Here is a 19,502-nt window from a genome sequence, read left to right as displayed (position 1 = left end):
GAGAGGTCACACCCGTTCCCATACCGAACACGGAAGTTAAGCTCTCTAGCGCCGATGGTAGTTGGGACCTTGTCCCTGTGAGAGTAGGACGTTGCCAGGCTTGTATTATTCCGCAGTAGCTCAGCGGTAGAGCTATCGGCTGTTAACCGATCGGTCGTAGGTTCGATTCCTACCTGCGGAGCCATTATGCTTCCATAGCTCAGCTGGTAGAGTACTTCCATGGTAAGGAAGAGGTCACCGGTTCAAGCCCGGTTGGAAGCTTGGAAAAAGTTTTTAAATTTTTGGCCCGTTGGTCAAGTGGTTAAGACACCGCCCTTTCACGGCGGTAACACGGGTTCGAATCCCGTACGGGTCACCACTTTTGGAGGATTAGCTCAGCTGGGAGAGCACCTGCCTTACAAGCAGGGGGTCGGCGGTTCGATCCCGTCATCCTCCACCATATATGTTTAAATGTCGGAGGGGTAGCGAAGTGGCTAAACGCGGCGGACTGTAAATCCGCTCCTTCGGGTTCGGCAGTTCGAATCTGCCCCCCTCCACCATTTTCTTTAAAATAACCTGAAAGGGTTTATTTTTTTGAGAAGATAACCATACTAGTAAATATTAATGGGCTATAGCCAAGCGGTAAGGCAACGGACTTTGACTCCGTCATGCGCTGGTTCGAATCCAGCTAGCCCAGCCATTTACGAGCCATTAGCTCAGTTGGTAGAGCATCTGACTTTTAATCAGAGGGTCGAAGGTTCGAATCCTTCATGGCTCACCATTTTCGCGGAAGTAGTTCAGTGGTAGAATACAACCTTGCCAAGGTTGGGGTCGCGGGTTCGAATCCCGTCTTCCGCTTTATTACTAAGGGGCCTTAGCTCAGCTGGGAGAGCGCCTGCCTTGCACGCAGGAGGTCAGCGGTTCGATCCCGCTAGGCTCCATCTAAATAGAAAAAGCTTACATCATATGATGTAAGCTTTTTTGTGTTTAAAAAGACAACTTTTATATTTATCGTTTAAAATGAAGAAAACGTAAAAATAAGGGATGGGGGATAATTGTGAAAGTTGTTATTGCATCTGATTCATATAAAGAAAGCCTAAAAGCTATAGAAGTATGTGAAGCTATTGAAAGAGGTTTTAGAGCAATTTTTCCTAATGCAAAGTATGTGAAAATACCAATTGGAGATGGAGGAGAAGGGACGGTTGAATCGCTTGTTGATGCTACAGGGGGGAGAATTATATCAATTAGTGTGACAGGACCGCTTAGAGAAAGTGTACAAGCTTTTTATGGCATGTCTAAAGATAAAAAGACAGCGTTTATTGAAATGGCAGCAGCATCAGGATTACAGCACGTTCCAGTTGAAAAGCGAAACCCACTTATTACAACGACAAAAGGAACAGGAGAACTTATATTACATGCGTTAAATCAAGGGGCGGAGTACATAATTTTAGGACTTGGAGGAAGTGCTACAAATGATGGTGGGGCAGGCATGTTAGCAGCTTTAGGAGTAAGATTTATAAATGACAAGGGTGAAGTAATAGATCCATCTGGAGGTACGTTACATTCAATTGTTGTTATTGATTTTTCACAAATGGATCCACGCTTAAAGGGGATAAAGATAGAAGCGGCATGTGATGTGGATAATCCATTATTCGGAATGCAGGGAGCATCTTTCGTATTTGGGAGACAAAAGGGTGCGAATATAGAGATGATGAAAGAGCTAGATGAGAATTTAAAACATTATGCGAATATCCTTAAAAGATATGTATCTTCTGATGTATCTGAAATACCTGGTGCAGGGGCAGCAGGAGGAATGGGAGTGGCTGTTATTTCGGTGCTAAAGGGAGACTTGCGAAGGGGCATTGAAATTGTATTGGATTATACAAATTTCGATAAACATATAGAAGATGCAGATCTCATTATAACTGGTGAAGGTAGAATAGATGAACAAACTGCATATGGGAAGGCTCCTGTTGGTGTTGCGGGGCGTGCGAAACGTTTTTCTGTGCCTGTAATTGCTATTGGAGGGTCTGTATCATCTGATTATTCAGCCGTGTACGAGAAAGGAATAGATGCGGTATTTAGTATTACAACGAGACCGATGACACTAGAAGAAGCGTATAGAGTAGCAGAAGAAAATATTGAAATGACAACGAAGAATATTGCAACAGTATGGAAAATAGCGTCAGAAAAACACTTCTAAATGTAGGGGTGTTTTTTTATTATTATTTAATAATAGTGATTGTAATTGTTTCATTAAGTTAACTTTATACATAGAATAGTCTTGAAATTTGATTTTCAACGTGAATATAAGTGAATAATTTGTATATCCATACAGAAAAATGTTGAGTTGAGTCAGACTATATAAAAGATTTAAAATATTTAGTGAAGGCACAGAAGGGGGATACTATCTATGAAAAAAGAAATCTCAGTTATTGGAGTTCCAATGGATTTAGGGCAGATGCGTCGTGGCGTTGATATGGGACCGAGCGCAATCCGTTATGCAGGGGTAATTGAAAGAATTGAAGAAATTGGATATGACGTTAAAGATATGGGAGATATATGTATAGAGAGAGAAAAAGAGATAGATGAAAATACAAAATTAAGAAACCTTACACAAGTTGCAACTGTATGTAATGAATTAGCAAGTAAGGTGGATCATATTATAGAAGAAGGTCGTTTTCCACTTGTATTAGGTGGTGACCATAGTATTGCTATTGGTACATTAGCTGGTGTAGCAAAACATTATAAAAACTTAGGTGTTATTTGGTATGATGCACACGGTGATTTAAATACAGAGGAAACTTCACCATCTGGAAATATTCACGGTATGTCACTTGCAGCAAGTTTAGGTTATGGACATTCTTCACTTGTAGATTTATATGGAGCATATCCAAAGGTGAAAAAAGAGAATGTCGTAATTATCGGTGCGCGTGCATTGGATGAAGGAGAAAAAGATTTCATTCGCAATGAAGGTATTAAAGTGTTCTCAATGCATGAAATTGATCGTATGGGGATGACGGCTGTTATGGAAGAAACAATCGCATATTTATCTCATACTGATGGTGTACACTTATCATTAGATTTAGATGGTCTTGATCCTCATGATGCACCAGGTGTTGGGACGCCTGTAATTGGTGGTCTATCTTATCGTGAAAGCCACTTGGCGATGGAAATGTTAGCAGAAGCGGATATTATCACATCTGCTGAATTTGTTGAGGTAAATACGATTTTAGATGAGAGAAATAGAACGGCAACAACAGCAGTTGCTTTAATGGGTTCTTTATTCGGTGAAAAACTAAAATAAATGTAAGAAAAGCAACTGAGAAGTTGCTTTTTTTATTTGAAAATAGGCGTATAATAATGATTTATATTATACTGTAAGATAAAAATGTTTGACATCTTATCAATTTGAGCTAAAGGGGGTTGTTTGTAATTGTCGTTTGTTTCATGTATGGTATAATTAACTAGTTGTTGGAAATACATACAGATAGAGCATAAAACAATATTTCAATATATGGATAGAATTGCTCGTAAGTAGGAGGAAGGGATAGCATGCCTTTTGAAGATACGACCATTTTGAAATATCTTAGTACGGCATTAGATATTGCCATTGTATGGTTTATTATATATAAGCTGATTCTCATAATCCGAGGGACGAAAGCTGTTCAACTTTTAAAAGGGATTACAGTTATCATTGTCGTTAAGATGATTAGTATTTTCCTTGAATTGCATACGTTATCTTGGCTAACTGAACAAGTATTAACATGGGGATTTTTAGCCGTTATTATTATCTTTCAGCCAGAATTGCGAAGAGCACTTGAGCAGCTAGGGCGCGGGAGTTTATTTTCGCGTGTTGGACCGCATGAGGATGATGAACCTGAAATGGTTGCAACAGCGATAGCAAAAGCAACCGAATATATGGGGAAACGTAGAATAGGTGCATTAATTACTTTGTCAAAAGAGACCGGTATGGGTGATTATGTGGAAACGGGTATTCCGCTGAATGCAAACGTATCATCGGAATTACTTATTAATATTTTTATTCCAAATACACCTCTTCATGACGGAGCGGTAATTATGCAAGGAAGTACAATTAAAGCAGCAGCATGCTATCTTCCATTATCAGAAAGTCCGTTTATTTCTAAAGAATTAGGAACTAGACATCGTGCTGCAATGGGAGTTAGTGAAGTTACTGATAGTATTACAGTAGTTGTGTCTGAAGAAACTGGTCAAATTTCTTTAACGAAAAATGGCAAGTTGCATCGTGATTTGAAGACAGAACAGCTGAAGGATATGTTATTAGCTGAATTTAGTGGGAACGAAAAAACGACTTCTTCGTCTTTATGGAATTGGAGGAGAAAGCGTCATGGATAAGTTAATGGAGAATCATTGGTTTTTAAAAGGGATCTCATTACTATTGGCGTGTATGCTTTTTATGTCAGCGACGTTAACTGAGAAAAATACGACATCAGGTATATTACCTTTTGCAAATGATACGAAAGAAACATTAACTAATTATGAGATTAATCTTAAGTATGATGAGGAGAAATATATTGTAAGTGGTATTCCAGCAGAGGGCGTTAAGGTGAAGTTAGAAGGCCCAAAAGCATCAGTTGCTACAGCAAAAGCAAAAAAACAATTTGACATACCAATTGATTTGCGAGATAGTCCAAAAGGAACTTATGAGATTTCTTTAAAAACGAACGGGCTTCCAGATGATGTGAAAGGAACAGTTCAGCCATCAACAATTAAAGTTACTCTTCATGAAAAGGCGAGAAAATATGTTCATGTAGATTTGAAATTATCAAATGAGGATCAAATGCCAGCGGGGGCTACTCTCGAAAAATCAAGCATTAAACCGGATACTGTTGAGGTAGTTGGGACGAAAGAAGAAATTGAAAGCATTTCATCTGCCAAAGCGTATGTTGATTTAAAAGGTGTTAATAAAACTGTTACAAAAACGCCCGAAGTTACATTATACAATAAAGAAGGAAAACGTTTAAATGTAAGAACAAGTCCATCTAAAATTAGTGTAACGTTGAATGTGGCAACGCAAACTACAGCCAATAATACTGAAAAAACTGTTCCTGTAACGTATACGAAGAAGGGGAGTTTAGCAGAAGGATTGGCAGTTACAAATATCAGTGTCGAGCCGAGAGAAGTAACGATAGCTGGTCCAAAAGATATTTTGGATAATATACAATCGCTAGAGGGGGTCGAAGTAGATCTTAGTCAATTGACAGAGTCTACAACATTCGATGCCTCTGTTTTATTACCCAAGGGTGTAACCAGTGCAAAACCGAATCAAGTGAAGGTTTCGGTGGGAGTGCAAAAAACAAAACAAACGAAAACAAAAACGATTGATGGCATCCCAATCCAAAAAAATGGACTTTCTAAAGATGTTACGGCTCAGCTAATTTCGCCGCAAGATGGAAAGATAAGTGTTGATATTTCAGGAGAAGCAAGTATAGTAGATAAAATAACAGCTGCCCAAATAACAGCGGTAATTAATTTGCAAAATGTATCTTCAGGGACGAAAGATATTTCTATTCAAGTGAGTGGTCCTGGTAATATTTCAATAGAGCCAAAACAAAAAAGTGCTAAAGTTACTATTGTAAAGAAAGAAAAACCAGATAAGGAAGTACAGGGTAACGGTCAACAACCGGATTCAAACACCAATCAAGAAAATCAAAATGAGAAGCCAAAAAATCCTGAATCCAATCAAGAAAAAGAAACGGAACAGGAAAATAATCAAAACCAAAATCAAGATAAAGATAAAGAAACTAGTCAAGAACCAACGGTAGATAACCATAATCAAAAAGAGCAAGAAAAAGGAGCGAATCATAATGGGTAAATATTTTGGTACAGATGGAGTACGTGGAGTTGCAAATAAGGAGTTAACACCTGAATTAGCTTTCAAAATTGGGCGTTTTGGTGGTTATGTATTAACAAAAGATACAGATCGTCCAAAAGTAATTATCGGTCGTGATACACGTGTATCTGGCCATATGTTAGAAGGAGCTTTAGTAGCAGGTTTATTATCAACTGGAGCAGAAGTAATGCGCCTTGGCGTTATTTCTACACCGGGCGTTGCTTATTTAACAAAAGCACTAGATGCACAAGCAGGTGTTATGATTTCTGCATCTCATAATCCAGTACAAGATAACGGTATTAAATTCTTTGGTTCAGACGGCTTTAAATTAACAGATGAGCAAGAAGCTGAGATTGAAGCTTTATTAGACAAAGAAGTTGATGAACTACCACGTCCGACAGGTACTAATCTTGGACAAGTGAGCGATTACTTTGAAGGTGGACAAAAATATTTACAGTACATTAAACAAACTGTTGAAGAAGATTTCTCTGGCCTACATATCGCTTTAGATTGTGCACATGGTGCAACTTCTTCTCTAGCTCCATACTTATTCGCAGACCTAGAAGCTGATATTTCAACAATGGGAACTTCTCCAAACGGTATGAATATTAACGAGGGTGTAGGATCGACACATCCAGAAGGCTTAGCTGAATTGGTAAAAGAAAAAGGTGCGGATATCGGACTTGCTTTTGATGGCGATGGCGACCGTTTAATTGCTGTAGACGAAAAAGGAAACATCGTTGACGGTGATCAAATTATGTTTATTTGTGCGAAGTACATGAAAGAAACTGGTCAATTAAAACATAATACAGTTGTTTCAACTGTTATGAGTAACTTAGGTTTCTACAAAGCACTTGAAGCAAACAATATTACAAGTGATAAAACAGCAGTTGGTGACCGCTATGTAATGGAAGAGATGAAACGCGGTGGTTACAACTTAGGTGGAGAACAATCAGGCCATATTATCTTACTTGATTACATTACAACTGGTGACGGAATGTTAAGTGCACTTCAACTTGTAAACATCATGAAAATGACGAAAAAACCATTATCTGAGCTTGCAGGAGAAATGACGAAATTCCCACAATTGCTAGTAAACGTTCGTGTAACAGATAAAAAATTAGCATTAGAAAATGAAAAAATTAAAGAAATTATTCGTGTTGTAGAGGAAGAAATGAACGGTGATGGCCGTATTCTTGTTCGTCCATCTGGAACAGAGCCACTTATTCGTGTAATGGCAGAAGCACCAACACAAGAAGTTTGTGATGCATATGTACATCGCATTGTAGAAGTTGTGAAAGCCGAAGTTGGCGCTGAGTAATTAGCTGAATTTATATGAAAAAGGAGCACAAAAAGTGCTCCTTTTTCATATGTTTTATAGACGATGAAAAAAATTTCATTGACGGTTTATCCATGTTTGTTATAAGATGGTCTTGTTCTTTTTCTCAAAGGAAATATTGTAAATTATAAAAGCGCCAGAACTACAAATAGTGTAGTTGACGAGGTGGGGTTTATCGAGATTTCGGCGGATGACTCCCGGTTGTTCATCACAACCGCAAACTTTTACTTAAATCATTAAGGTGACTTAGTGGACAAAGGTGAAAGTGTGATGAGAGAAGAGGAACGGATGAAAACTAGCTGTATAAGTATATACGGACTTAAACCCAATCGAGAGGAAGGTGAAAGCCGTTACAAGCTTACAGGGCTAGCAATATGTAATCCGTTTTTTAGTATAAATAAAAATGGTATCGGACTATGTCGTTACATGTTCGCAGAGCAGTGTAAGCATTTGTAACGGCGACTAAACATGTGTGGAATCGTAGGATTTATTGGAGAGCAAGATGCAAAGGAAATTTTATTAAAAGGTTTAGAAAAGCTAGAATATCGTGGATATGATTCAGCAGGTATTGCAGTACAAGCAGATAACGGTGTTGTTGTATACAAAGAAAAAGGCCGTATCGCAAAACTTCGTGAAATCGTAGATGAGAACGTAGCAGCAAGCGTAGGTATCGGACACACACGCTGGGCTACACACGGTGTTCCAAGTAAAGTAAACGCGCATCCGCATCAAAGTACATCAAAACGCTTTACACTAGTTCATAACGGTGTAATTGAAAACTATGAATTAGTGAAAAAGGAATATTTACAAGATGTAACGTTCGTAAGTGAAACAGATACAGAGATTATTGTACAGCTTATGGAACAACAAGTGAGCACAGGATTAAGTGTAGAAGAAGCGTTCCGTAATACGCTATCTCTTTTACATGGCTCTTATGCAATCGGATTACTTGATGCTGAAAATCCAAACATGATTTATGTTGCTAAAAACAAAAGCCCGCTATTAGTAGGTGTTGGTGACAACTTTAATGTTGTGGCAAGCGACGCTATGGCGATGTTACAAGTTACAGATCAATTTATTGAGTTAATGGATAAAGAAATCGTAATCGTAACGAAAGAAAGTATTACAATTAAAAACTTACAAGGTGAAACGATTGAACGTGCACCGTTTACAGCGGAATTAGACGCAAGTGATATTGAAAAGGGAACATATCCTCACTTCATGCTTAAAGAAATCGATGAGCAACCACTTGTAATCCGTAATATAATTCAAAAGTATCAAGATGAAAATGGCGAAATTGAATTAAATCAAGACATCCGCAATGCGATTTTAGATAGCGATCGTATTTACATCATTGCATGTGGAACGAGTTATCATGCAGGTCTTGTTGGAAAACAATTTATCGAGAAGTTTGCAAAAATGCCAGTTGAAGTGCATGTAGCAAGTGAATTCTCTTACAACATGCCATTATTAACAGAAAGACCATTCTTCATTTACATTTCACAAAGTGGTGAAACAGCTGATAGCCGTGCAGTACTTGTACAAACAAATGAAATGGGGCATAAAGCATTAACAATTACAAACGTGCCTGGTTCTACGCTTTCTCGTGAAGCTGATTATACACTTCCGTTATACGCTGGACCAGAAATTGCAGTTGCATCAACGAAAGCTTACACAGCACAGCTTGCAGTACTTTCAATTTTAGCAGCTGACATTGCTAAAGCAAAAGGTGAAGTTCTTGATTTCGATTTAACACACGAACTAGGACTTGTAGCAAATGCAATGATAGAACTTTGTGATCAAAAAGAAGAAATGGACGCATTAGCAAAACAATTTTTAGCGACAACGCGTAACTGTTTCTTCATCGGACGTAGCGTAGACTTCTACGTAGGATTAGAAGGTGCGTTAAAACTAAAAGAAATCTCTTACATCCAAGCAGAAGGATTCGCTGGAGGAGAGTTAAAACACGGTACAATCGCCTTAATCGAAAACGGTACACCAGTTATCGCACTTGCTACACAAGAGCACGTAAACCTTGGAATTCGCGGCAACGTGAAAGAGGTAGTAGCACGCGGGGCTAATCCATGTATCATCTCAATGAAAGGCTTAGAAATGGAAGGAGACAGCTTCGTATTACCAGCTGTACACGAAGCACTAGCACCGCTAGTAGCAGTTATTCCATTACAACTTATCTCATACTACGCAGCACTTCACCGCGAGTGTGACGTTGATAAGCCACGTAACTTAGCTAAGTCTGTTACTGTTGAGTAGGAGATTGGTAGGTTAATAAATATAGTTGTAGCTTTAAAATAAATTTACAAATTTGTACCCCTTTAGATATTTTATCTAAAGGGGTGTTTTTGTGTCGAAAAATAATATCTAGAATTGGTAAGTGGATAGAACCCTATAGAATTAAAGTTTTACTTTATCCAATTCACTTTTATTTATCTGAATTTTCCGTTATTATTTTAAGTATTCATGAACAATTTCTTTTATTACGACAAAAAGAGACGAGAGATTTATGGACATTTCAGGGGGGATATTGATGAAAACGATTAAAAAAACATATCTAAGTATAGAAGAGATTATTTCATTACCAACCTTATCAAGTACAAACATAAGTGATGATGGTAAAAACGTAGCATTTGTAAAGAAGACGGCTGATTGGAAAGACAATACATATAGGAATCATGTATGGATATATGAAAAAGATAAGAAGCAGAGTTACCCATTATCAAATGGGGATATAGATAGTACACACCCATTATGGTCTCCAGATGCTAAGTGTATCGCATATCTTAGTCCAGTTGGTGATGGGAAAAATCAGATATTTGTTAAGTCGCTAGATGGTTATAGCGAGGTTCAAATTACTGATGAGAAGGAAGGAATTAGTACATTCAAATGGGATCCTGCTGGTAAAGGTTTTTATTATGTTGCACAGTCAAAAGAATGTGAGGAAATAAAGAAACGTAAGGAATTATATGGAGATTTCCATCATGTAAGTAAGGAACACCAGAATAATTGTTTATATTACATTGAAATAGAAAAGGTGATACAAAGTGATACAGATGAACACGAGAACAAAGTTGTTTATCGATTAACTGATGGTAAGGATTTTCATATCCATGAATTTGATATTTCAAATGATGGTAAAAAGGTTGTATTTATGGCGACACCAAGCTCAAATATGGCAGATTATATAAATGGAGATCTATACATACTCCATATTAAAGCTGGAGAGCTACAAAAGCTGAATGTGGATAAATTGTTGGGAGGGAGTGTTTGCTTTTCTCCTGACGGCAGTAAAATATGTTACACAGCAAGCATAAGAGAGAGGGATTACTATAGAAACTATATACAAGATAGTACGTTAGAGATATATGATATTCATAATGGAGAGCTAATTCAACCTTTAACAGATTTTGATAGTACGGTTATGCCATTACAGTGGACAGCTAAAGGGATTTTAATTAGATGGCAGAATAAAACGAATTATCTTATTGGGTTGCTAGCTGAAGATGGCACTGTGGAAATATTAAGCGAAAAAGTAGATGGCTTTATAATGGATGCTTCTATAACAAAAGATGGAAAACATATATCCTATAATAAGGCTAGAATAAATGAAACTTTTGAAATCTATTTAGACGATAAAAAAATAACGGATGAAAATAGATTTTTTAAAGGAAAACTTAAAAGTAACAGGGAAATCATCTCATGGAAAAGTAGTGATGGTCTTGAAATAGAAGGGGTTATATCAACCCCAGTAGAGTTTGATATAAATAAAAAATATCCTTTATTAGTAGTAATTCACGGCGGTCCGGCTTGGGCATCCTTCCCGATATTTTCAGACTGTTTTAATGAGAAATATCCTATTGAACAGTTTATCGAAAAAGGCTTTATAGTTTTAGAACCAAACTATAGAGGAAGTTCAGGTTATGGTAATGAATTTTTAAAAGAAAATTATAGAAAACAAGGAATTGCTGACTACGATGATATTATATCTGGAGTGGATAAACTAGTTGATCAAGGGATTGTAGATAAAGATAAAGTAGGAGTTATGGGGTGGAGTAACGGAGGATATATATCCGCTTTCTGTTCTACGTTTAGTAGTAGATTTAAGGCGATTTCAGTGGGCGGTGGAATTACTAACTGGAGTAACCATTATGTAAATACAGATATACCTTACTTTATTAGAATGTATTTAGGAAATACTCCATGGAATGATCCAGAGATATATATGAAGACATCACCTATGACGTATATTAAATCAGCTTGTACGCCTACCTTAATTCAGCATGGAGAAAAGGATGCAAGAATTCCAATTACAAATGCATATGATCTATATCAAGGATTAATGGATATGGAAGTGGATACAGAATTAATTATATTTAAAGGAATGGCATATAGTCCTAATCAGCCGGGAATGAATGTAGCTATTATGAAGCAGAATTTGATGTGGTTTTCACACTATATTCTTGGAGAAAGTATGGAGGGTTTTAGAACTTTATAATGGATGTTTGTACAAGACATAAGGTTGAAACGGTCTTCATCTTGAGATGATTTATTATAAAATATATACTTAAACTACTATCCGTACACACATCAGGGAGGACTAATATGACAGGAAATAAAAATGACTTACTAGTAGAAAAACGTGAAGAGTTATTGAAAGTATTGCAAGCTCGTTTTGAGAAAAATATGAACCGCCATGAAGGTCTTGAATGGGCTAAGGTTGAAGCTAAGATAGAAGCTAATGCTGAAAAATTATGGTCACTTAACGAAATGGAAGTAACTGGCGGTGAGCCGGATGTTGTCGGTTATGATGAAGAAAAGGACGAATATACTTTCTATGATTGTTCAAAGGAGAGTCCTAAAGGCCGCAGAAGTCTTTGTTATGATCTTGAAGCGTTAGAATCAAGAAAAAAACATAAACCAGAAAATAACGTTATTGATGTTGCAAATGCTATGGGCATTGAACTATTAACGGAAGAACAATATCGGGAATTGCAACAAATTGGGGATTTTGACATGAAATCATCAAGTTGGGTACAAACACCTTCAGATATTCGAGAACTCGGTGGTGCTCTATTTTGCGATTATCGCTTCGGACATGTTTTCGTGTACCACAATGGAGCAGACTCTTACTATGCTGCCAGAGGTTTTCGTGGCTCGTTAAAAGTTTAAATTAGGATAAATAAGAAAAAGAGCCTATACTCAGGCTCTTTTTCTTATTTATATTTTAAAAGTAAACTGTTACTACGCAGTTTTACTTAATTTATATGTTCCGTGGTTATTTTTACGGAAAAGTTTAGGGAAAACATAGCCATCTAATCCAATACGTCCGGCGTTTTGCCCTGCAACTAAAATGAACATAGTCAAAATAAGTAGGTTTGGGTTTACACTAACAGTTCCGCTTAATAAAAATGAAAGATTCATTATGATTCCGAAAAATGCAGCTGTTTTTGTTAATCCGCCTAAAATTAAACCTAGACCTACTAAAATTTCTCCCCATTGAACTAAAAAGCTAAATAGGTCTGCGTTTGGAAGAACAAAATGTTGAAGAAAATCTGCCCACCAACTTTGTACTGCAGGGTGGTCACCTGATGCTTGAGCAATAGCGCCCTTTAGAAAACCACTTGCGTCAAAAGATTGTCCGAAGACTTTGCCTATCCCAGCAGCGAGCCATGTATACCCTATGTAAAGCCGTAAAAGTAATAATATGAAAGTAGCACGTTTATCAGTTCTTAAAAAATTGATAATCATTGAAATCCCTCCAATATTGTATCTACAAGTTTATTATATATCCATTGTGAAAAAATTCACAATGGATAAAGTGTGAACAAAAATGGTGTTTTTATAAAATGAAAAAGCATATAACAATCATATGTTATATGCCTTTTCTATTATATATTTAGTAATTTATTTAGGTAATGTAAATTTAGCTTTTTTACCTTGTGAAATATCTTTAGCTTCTTTATTTCTCATAGGTCCTAACTCAATCTCAAAGCTTTTGTCTTTCCAAATCTTTTCATACTGCTCTTGATCTAAAATATATACTTGTAGTAACTCTCCAGATGTTCCAGTTTTAACTGCAGCGTTATAGTCGTAATTTAGTAGCATACCTTCATTAATCGTATATTGTGTACCATCATTCACTCTTAATGTAGAGCTTATAGGAGATAGTGAAACGTCTTGAACATCTTTGTTATCAAGCTTGAATTTTACTGTTAATAGAACGAGACCGTTTTTAAAATTTGCAAAGCGTGGAGCTTCGACAGAATTTGGTGTGAATTGAGTGAATTGGTATCCGTCTAATGTAACATTAACAGCGCCTAATTCTTGGCTGTTATTAATACTTGATTTCTCTTTTAACATTTTTTTATCGCCCATGTTATTAGCTGTAGCTTTATCTTGGTAGAAAGTATTATCTGTTGCAACTTTTTCAGCACCCTGTTTGTTTAAACTTAATGAAAAGCTTCCAGGATTTCCGATTGGAGCATCAAATTTTCCTTTATTAGCTTGTGCAGTTGGGACTGTGACTGAGACTGTTGAGAGACTTGAAATTTTCGCTAGATCATCTTTTCCGAATGGATAAGCGATATAACCAGAAATAGTTTCTCCTGCTTTTACTAAGTAATCATTCGTTGGAGCAAGTTTAGTTGGGAGCTGATCTTCTTTTGGAATTAAATCTTTATAGTTACTATATGCTTTCTGCGCGCCAGTAAATGACATGTCCAATGCTGGCATATAATAAATATCTTTAGCTGAACTATTTTTTACGCTGTAGTTCACAAGAATAACTCCGCCTTCTGTTTGACGATTAAACGGAATATCGAAGTTTGTATGGAATCCATTTAATTCAACTAATGTGTAACTATTCATTGAAACTGAAACATCTTCAGCTTTATAGACTTGTGGTTCTTTATTTTCAAAAAGAACTTTTGTTTTACCACCTGTTTCTTTTTCCATATAGGAAATCAGCTTAGAGTAGTCGCTTGATCCAGTAGCTGTATCTTCAGTTTTTTTATCTTCGGATTTTTTTTCAGTAGGTTTACTTTCTTTCGTTGTATCTGTTTTTTCCGTTTTGCTTTCTTTTGTTGCATTCTCTTTTTGTTCTTTATTTGTCGTATCGCTTTGACCACAGCCGGTTATTACAAAAGCTGCTACGATTACTGCAGAAAATAAAGAAAGTAATTTTTTTGACATGTTTCTTCCCCCTATTTGTTTAAAACTAAATTCTCACATTAGCCCCACGTTTTATTATAAGAAGGTTAGTCAATATTTACCAGTATTTTTCTGATTGTTTCCATTATTTATTATATTATAATATAATAAATTAGATAGAAGTTTGGAATGGAATATTGGTTTTTATTTTTTTATCATTTGAAATAGTACATCATATTGGTATGATAGAAACAGAGATATATGGAAAGGAGACAAGGACTCGATATGTGGATGAACTTGTAATGATTAGAAATTGGATAGATGAATTTTTCTCTCATAAGTGAGGGTTTATTTAGCTATTTGTAAATCATGCAAGGACTGCATAGTTGGCTTGTACATCCCTTTTGTAAGGACAGAGGTCTAGGTGGGGAAATTTATATCTCTTATATAAAATATGCGTCCTTTAAACTTGGAGGAGTATATGATGAACCAATTAAAAAATAAAGTAGCAGTTGTTACAGGCGTAAGTCGTCTAGACGGTATAGGAGCAGCGATTTGTAAAGAATTAGCTGCGGCAGGATACGATATATTTTTTACGTATTGGACGGATTATGATAAAGAGATGCCTTGGGGCGTTGATAAAAATGAACAAATACAATTAAAAGAAGAGCTATTACAAAAAGGTGTTAGAGTATTGAGCATGGAGTTAGATTTAACTCGGAATGATGCACCGAAAGAGCTTTTAAATAAAGTTACTGAACAATTAGGGTACCCTCATATATTAATTAATAATGCAGCATATTCTACGAATAATGATTTCTCTACGTTGACTGCTGAAGAATTAGATAAGCATTATATGGTGAATATTCGTGCGACTACATTGCTCAGTAGTCAATTTGTCCGAGGATTTGATAAGAAATCTGGTGGTAGAATTGTTAATATTACTTCGGGGCAATTTCAAGGTCCTATGGCAGGAGAACTAGCTTATGCGACAACGAAGGGAGCTATTGATGCTCTTACTAGTACGTTGTCAGCAGAGGTAGCTCATTTAGGAATAACAGTGAATGCAATTAATCCAGGACCAACCGATACAGGATGGATGAATGAAGAGATAAAACAAGGGTTAAAGCTGATGTTTCCTTTTGGCAGAATTGGTGAGCCAAAGGATGCAGCTAGACTCATTAAATTTTTAGTAAGTGAAGAAGCTGAGTGGATTACGGGGCAAGTTATTCATTCAGAAGGTGGATTTAAAAGATAAAAAGAAGGCATCTCACTCCAGTGAGATACCTTCTTTTTTAATCTTTCTTCAGTCTTCTTGCAACACCATTCCCTAAAGACTGTAATCCTTGAACGAGGATAATTAGAATAAAGACGGTTACATACATTACTTCAGGTTCATAGCGTAAATGTCCGAAGCGATATGCTAAGTCCCCTAGCCCGCCAGCACCTACAAGACCAGCCATTGCTGTTGCGCCGATTAAGCCAATCGTTGCAATTGTTAATCCCAGTACAAGGGAGGGACGAGCTTCTTTCACCATAACGTGCCAAATGATTTTTATAGTAGAAACGCCCATCGCTTGGTAGGCTTCAATGACACCGCGATCTACTTCTAGTAAAGCTGTCTCCATTAAACGTGCGATATAAGGAGCTGTGAAGACGACAAGAGGTACGATAACACCTTGTACGCCAATGGATGTTCCCATTAGAAACTTTGTAAAAGGTAAGATGAAGAATAATAGAATGATAAATGGAAGAGAGCGAATGATATTAATAATTGTATTAAGAATAGGATAGATGATTTTATTTTCACGCTGCCCACCAGGTCTCGTTAAAACAAGTGTGACGCCAAGTGGCAGTGCAATAAGGATTGAGATGAGTAATGAAATAGATGTCATTTGAAAGGTTTGAATTGTGGCTTCCCATATGACTTTACCCCATTCATCCAAAAAGGACTTGTTTCCCATAATCTGTTCTACCTCCTTCTACAATCATTCCTTGCTCTTGTAAAAATGATAAAGCACGGTGGATTTCATTTTGTTCTCCTTGCATATGAACGACTAGTTTCCCATATGCTTCATGTTTTAACTGCGTAATATTACCGGATAAAATATTCGGATACACTTGGAAACGTTTTGTGGCAACAGCTAAGGCAGGTTCACCTGAAGTAGTACCAATAAATGAAAGTGTTACAATTTCTCCAGTATTCTGTAGTTCTTTCTGTACCTCTTCTGGAATTTTAGCTGCAAAGGCGCTATTTACAAATTTCTTCGTTGTTACATGTTGTGGGTTTGTGAAAATATCTTTCACAGTCCCGCTTTCGACTACAGATCCATGTTCCATAACGGCAACGCGGTCGCATATACGTTGGATAACGTTCATTTCGTGTGTAATGAGTAAAATCGTAATTCCAATTTCTTTGTTAATCTTTAATAACAAATCAAGAATAGAATCAGTTGTTTCTGGATCTAAAGCGCTCGTTGCTTCGTCACTTAATAACACTTCAGGCTCATGTGATAGTGCACGTGCAATTGCAACGCGCTGTTTTTGACCGCCAGAAAGTTCACTTGGATAAGCATCTTTTCGATTGAAAAGATCGACAATGCGTAAATATTTTTCTACCCTTTTTTTAATTTCCACTTTTGGAATACCAGCAAGGCGTAAAGGTAATGCAATGTTTTCATAGATGCTAACAGTTTTAAGTAAATTGAATCCTTGAAAGATCATTCCGATTTTTTGTCTCGCTTTTGCTAGTTCTTTTGTCGATAACGTTGTTAAGTCTTGTTCGTTTACAATGATATTTCCTGTCGTTGGTTTTTCTAATAAATTTACACATCGAATCAATGTACTTTTACCAGCGCCACTATACCCAATGATTCCAAATACCTCGCCTTTTTCTACTTTAAGGGAAGTAGACTTAAGAGCCTCAACATTTCCTTTTTTTGTTGTAAATACTTTGGATATGTTTTTTAATTCAATCATTATCGTCAGCTCCTACCAAGATGGTAAAACTGAACCATCAAATTTTTTCTCGATAAACTCTTTTACTTCTTTAGATTGATAAGCTTTCTTTAATTTATTTACAACGGCATCATCTTTATTTTCAGTACGAACAACAACCCAGTTCACATATGGTGAATCTTTTCCTTCGCGGAAAATAGAATCTTTCGCTGGACTTAATTTTGCACCTAATGCAAAGTTTGTGTTAATTGCAGCTGCTTTCACTTCACTTAGTTGCGTTGGTAATTGAGATGCCTCTAATTCGACAATCTTTAATTTTTTTGGATTTTCAATTACATCTTTTGCAGTCGCTTTTTCTGTAGCCTTTGGATCAACTTTTAAAACCCCTGCTTTTTCAAATAATTTTAAAGCTCGAAGTTCATTCGTTGGGTCATTTGGTACAGCAATTGCATCGCCGTCTTTTAAGTCTTTTACATCTTTTATATCTTTAGAATATACGCCCATAGGGAATGTTACTGTTGAAAATACTTCAGCTAATTTCATATTGCGTTCAGCTTTAAATACATCTAAATACGATTTTGTTTGGTAGCTATTTACATCAAGGCTTTTTTCATCTAAAGATACGTTTGGCGCTACATAATCATTAAATACTTTTATGTCAATTTCCAGACCATCTTTTGCTGCAACTTCTTTTACCTTTTCAAAAATTTGTTCATGTGGTCCACCTGTTACACCGACAGTAATCTTTTTCTCGTCTAATGCTTTTACCTCTTTATCTGAACTCGCGCTACATGCGCCTAATAATAATACTGCTCCGCTTACAATGCTTAATAATACCTTTTTCATCTATAAATCCCCCTTCATATACGTTCCAAAATAAAAAGCACCTCCCAAAAATAAGAGAGGTGCCGAATAGACGAAATAGATTCCTCTCTTATCTTCCAAAACGAAAACTCGTTTTGCAGGAATTAGCACCTTAGCTTATACGTCATAAGCTCGGTTGCCGGGCATCATCGGGCCAGTCCCTCCGCCACTCTTGATAAGAGTATGTGTATGTAGTTTTGAATATGGTACTAATAGTAAATCGTACAAAAAGAATTGTCAATAATATTTTCAGAATATATTTTATTTTAAGGTAATCGAAATATTTCCTTTCTTATGGCCCATTTCTACATACGTATGGGCTTCTACAACTTCTTCTAATCGGTAAGTTCTATCAATAACAGGTTTTAGCTTTTCTGTTTCAGCTAGTTGTTTTAGTAGGTTCATATCTTCTTTACTGACCTTTGCCATCATTCCGTTCACAGATACATATTTTCCATTAGGCATTAATGCATCTGTACAAAGAGACTTATTATATTTTCCAACTGCGTCAAATATAATATCGTAGTGATCGCCCCGCTTAGTAAAATCTTCTTTCATATAATCAATTACGTTGTCTGCACCTAAAGCTGTTACTAAATCGAAATTCGAACTGCTACAAATGGCTGTGACAGTCGCCCCGAAGTATTTAGCAAGTTGTACGGCAGCTGTCCCTACTGACCCAGAGGCGCCGTATATAAGTACTTGTTGCCCTTTTTTTATCTGTCCTTTTCTAAGGAAGTGCAATGCTGAAGTTCCGCCAAAAGGAATAACGGCAGCTTCTTCATAGGTCACATTGGTAGGTTTTAATGCTATTAATCCACTTTCATGCACGCATGTGTATTCGGCATAACCACCAAGATTTAGTTCTGTTAATGCAAAAACTGGATCACCTTTTTTAAATTGTGTTACATCTGATCCAATGTCTTCGATTTCACCGGACAACTCTACGCCAAGTATAGGTTTTCTCGGTTTTCTGAAACCTAATATGATCCGCATAGGAATCCAAAATAAGAGGGGGCTATTAAAGCCACGTATTCTACAATCTCCAGTCGATACACTTGTTGCGTGAATTTTAACTAATACTTCATTTTTTTTAGGTTTAGGCTTTTCTACATTTTGAAGCTGGAGAACATTAGGTGGTCCATACTTTGTGCAAATAATCGCTTTCATAATGACCTCCTGAAATGAGTTGTTATTATTTACATCATATTTAAACTTTTTCTCAAACATGTTGCTATATAGGAAATAAATTTAAAGATAAATATTACGAATTATATAGATTTCATAGGAAAAGAGATGATATTATTTTTGGGAAGGAGGGGA

The 19,502-nt window shown here is 36.5% G+C and carries 16 protein-coding genes, 9 tRNA genes, 1 rRNA gene and 1 riboswitch; of the genes, 20 read left to right on the top strand and 6 right to left on the bottom strand.

What is annotated here, in order from left to right; all coding sequences use genetic code 11:
- From rrf to ACTJJY_RS14580, 19 genes are all read left to right on the top strand, one after another.
- Positions 1-100, top strand: a 5S ribosomal RNA gene (rrf, locus tag ACTJJY_RS14670); the annotation flags it as partial.
- A 9-nt stretch (positions 101-109) separates the two neighbouring features.
- Positions 110-184, top strand: a tRNA-Asn gene (locus tag ACTJJY_RS14665).
- Positions 185-188: 4 nt separating this feature from the next.
- A tRNA-Thr gene (locus ACTJJY_RS14660) sits at positions 189-261 on the top strand.
- Between the two features lie 22 nt (positions 262-283).
- Positions 284-358, top strand: a tRNA-Glu gene (locus ACTJJY_RS14655).
- Positions 359-363: 5 nt separating this feature from the next.
- Positions 364-439: transfer RNA gene (locus tag ACTJJY_RS14650), tRNA-Val, on the top strand.
- A gap of 16 nt (positions 440-455) precedes the next feature.
- Positions 456-539: transfer RNA gene (locus ACTJJY_RS14645), tRNA-Tyr, on the top strand.
- A 65-nt stretch (positions 540-604) separates the two neighbouring features.
- Positions 605-679, top strand: a tRNA-Gln gene (locus ACTJJY_RS14640).
- Between the two features lie 5 nt (positions 680-684).
- A tRNA-Lys gene (locus ACTJJY_RS14635) sits at positions 685-760 on the top strand.
- A 5-nt stretch (positions 761-765) separates the two neighbouring features.
- A tRNA-Gly gene (locus ACTJJY_RS14630) sits at positions 766-837 on the top strand.
- 10 nt (positions 838-847) lie between these two features.
- Positions 848-920: transfer RNA gene (locus ACTJJY_RS14625), tRNA-Ala, on the top strand.
- Between the two features lie 116 nt (positions 921-1,036).
- Positions 1,037-2,182, top strand: coding sequence for a glycerate kinase (locus ACTJJY_RS14620; protein ID WP_440605807.1), 1,146 nt, complete (start codon positions 1,037-1,039; stop codon positions 2,180-2,182).
- Positions 2,183-2,392: 210 nt separating this feature from the next.
- Positions 2,393-3,286 carry an arginase gene (gene rocF / locus ACTJJY_RS14615; protein WP_000711563.1) on the top strand — a complete coding sequence of 298 codons (894 nt, stop codon included), beginning with the start codon at positions 2,393-2,395 and terminating at the stop codon, positions 3,284-3,286.
- Positions 3,287-3,534: 248 nt separating this feature from the next.
- Positions 3,535-4,356 carry a diadenylate cyclase CdaA gene (cdaA, locus tag ACTJJY_RS14610; RefSeq protein WP_001115694.1) on the top strand — a complete coding sequence of 274 codons (822 nt, stop codon included), beginning with the start codon at positions 3,535-3,537 and terminating at the stop codon, positions 4,354-4,356.
- A complete protein-coding gene (locus ACTJJY_RS14605; RefSeq protein WP_000359607.1) occupies positions 4,349-5,836 on the top strand; it encodes a CdaR family protein in 1,488 nt (495 codons plus the stop codon). Before cdaA ends, ACTJJY_RS14605 begins: the two co-directional genes overlap by 8 nt.
- Positions 5,829-7,175, top strand: a complete 1,347-nt coding sequence (gene glmM / locus ACTJJY_RS14600; RefSeq protein ID WP_000521476.1) for a phosphoglucosamine mutase — start codon at positions 5,829-5,831, stop codon at positions 7,173-7,175. Before ACTJJY_RS14605 ends, glmM begins: the two co-directional genes overlap by 8 nt.
- Before the next feature lie 288 nt (positions 7,176-7,463).
- The gene (locus ACTJJY_RS14595) at positions 7,464-7,649 is read left to right on the top strand and encodes a hypothetical protein (protein WP_001206405.1); all 186 of its coding nucleotides are present in this window, start codon (positions 7,464-7,466) and stop codon (positions 7,647-7,649) included.
- A 12-nt stretch (positions 7,650-7,661) separates the two neighbouring features.
- On the top strand, positions 7,662-9,464 hold the full coding sequence (gene glmS, locus ACTJJY_RS14590; protein WP_440605806.1) for a glutamine--fructose-6-phosphate transaminase (isomerizing): 1,803 nt from the start codon (positions 7,662-7,664) through the stop codon (positions 9,462-9,464).
- A 274-nt stretch (positions 9,465-9,738) separates the two neighbouring features.
- Entirely contained in the window at positions 9,739-11,703 is a 1,965-nt protein-coding gene (locus tag ACTJJY_RS14585; protein ID WP_440605805.1) for a S9 family peptidase, read from the top strand.
- Between the two features lie 107 nt (positions 11,704-11,810).
- Positions 11,811-12,377 carry a DUF4256 domain-containing protein gene (locus ACTJJY_RS14580; RefSeq protein WP_440605804.1) on the top strand — a complete coding sequence of 189 codons (567 nt, stop codon included), beginning with the start codon at positions 11,811-11,813 and terminating at the stop codon, positions 12,375-12,377.
- Positions 12,378-12,449: 72 nt separating this feature from the next.
- Here the strand turns inward: ACTJJY_RS14580 and ACTJJY_RS14575 are convergent, their stop codons facing one another.
- Together ACTJJY_RS14575 and ACTJJY_RS14570 are read right to left on the bottom strand one after the other, a co-directional pair.
- Positions 12,450-12,956: a DoxX family membrane protein gene (locus tag ACTJJY_RS14575; RefSeq protein ID WP_440605803.1), complete on the bottom strand. Its 507-nt coding sequence runs from the start codon at positions 12,954-12,956 to the stop codon at positions 12,450-12,452.
- A 156-nt stretch (positions 12,957-13,112) separates the two neighbouring features.
- On the bottom strand, positions 13,113-14,399 hold the full coding sequence (locus ACTJJY_RS14570) for a DUF5068 domain-containing protein (RefSeq protein WP_440605802.1): 1,287 nt from the start codon (positions 14,397-14,399) through the stop codon (positions 13,113-13,115).
- Positions 14,400-14,838: 439 nt separating this feature from the next.
- Here ACTJJY_RS14570 and ACTJJY_RS14565 point away from each other — a divergent pair, with 439 nt between their 5' ends.
- Positions 14,839-15,615, top strand: coding sequence for an SDR family oxidoreductase (locus ACTJJY_RS14565; protein WP_440605801.1), 777 nt, complete (start codon positions 14,839-14,841; stop codon positions 15,613-15,615).
- Positions 15,616-15,652: 37 nt separating this feature from the next.
- Here the strand turns inward: ACTJJY_RS14565 and ACTJJY_RS14560 are convergent, their stop codons facing one another.
- The 4 genes from ACTJJY_RS14560 to ACTJJY_RS14545 all read right to left on the bottom strand — a co-directional run bounded on the left by ACTJJY_RS14560 (position 15,653) and on the right by ACTJJY_RS14545 (position 19,349).
- Positions 15,653-16,321: a methionine ABC transporter permease gene (locus ACTJJY_RS14560; protein WP_098288496.1), complete on the bottom strand. Its 669-nt coding sequence runs from the start codon at positions 16,319-16,321 to the stop codon at positions 15,653-15,655.
- On the bottom strand, positions 16,296-17,336 hold the full coding sequence (locus ACTJJY_RS14555) for a methionine ABC transporter ATP-binding protein (protein ID WP_440605800.1): 1,041 nt from the start codon (positions 17,334-17,336) through the stop codon (positions 16,296-16,298). Before ACTJJY_RS14555 ends, ACTJJY_RS14560 begins: the two co-directional genes overlap by 26 nt.
- Before the next feature lie 12 nt (positions 17,337-17,348).
- Positions 17,349-18,161, bottom strand: a complete 813-nt coding sequence (locus tag ACTJJY_RS14550; protein WP_000756981.1) for a MetQ/NlpA family ABC transporter substrate-binding protein — start codon at positions 18,159-18,161, stop codon at positions 17,349-17,351.
- A gap of 85 nt (positions 18,162-18,246) precedes the next feature.
- A riboswitch (SAM riboswitch) is annotated at positions 18,247-18,361 on the bottom strand.
- Between the two features lie 79 nt (positions 18,362-18,440).
- Entirely contained in the window at positions 18,441-19,349 is a 909-nt protein-coding gene (locus tag ACTJJY_RS14545; protein ID WP_000643858.1) for an NAD(P)-dependent alcohol dehydrogenase, read from the bottom strand.
- Positions 19,350-19,502 lie beyond the last annotated feature (153 nt).

Origin of the sequence: Bacillus sp. 22475 (assembly GCF_052044835.1) — a bacterium.
GTDB lineage: Bacteria > Bacillota > Bacilli > Bacillales > Bacillaceae_G > Bacillus_A > Bacillus_A cereus.
This window is presented reverse-complemented; position numbering and strand designations above follow the sequence as displayed.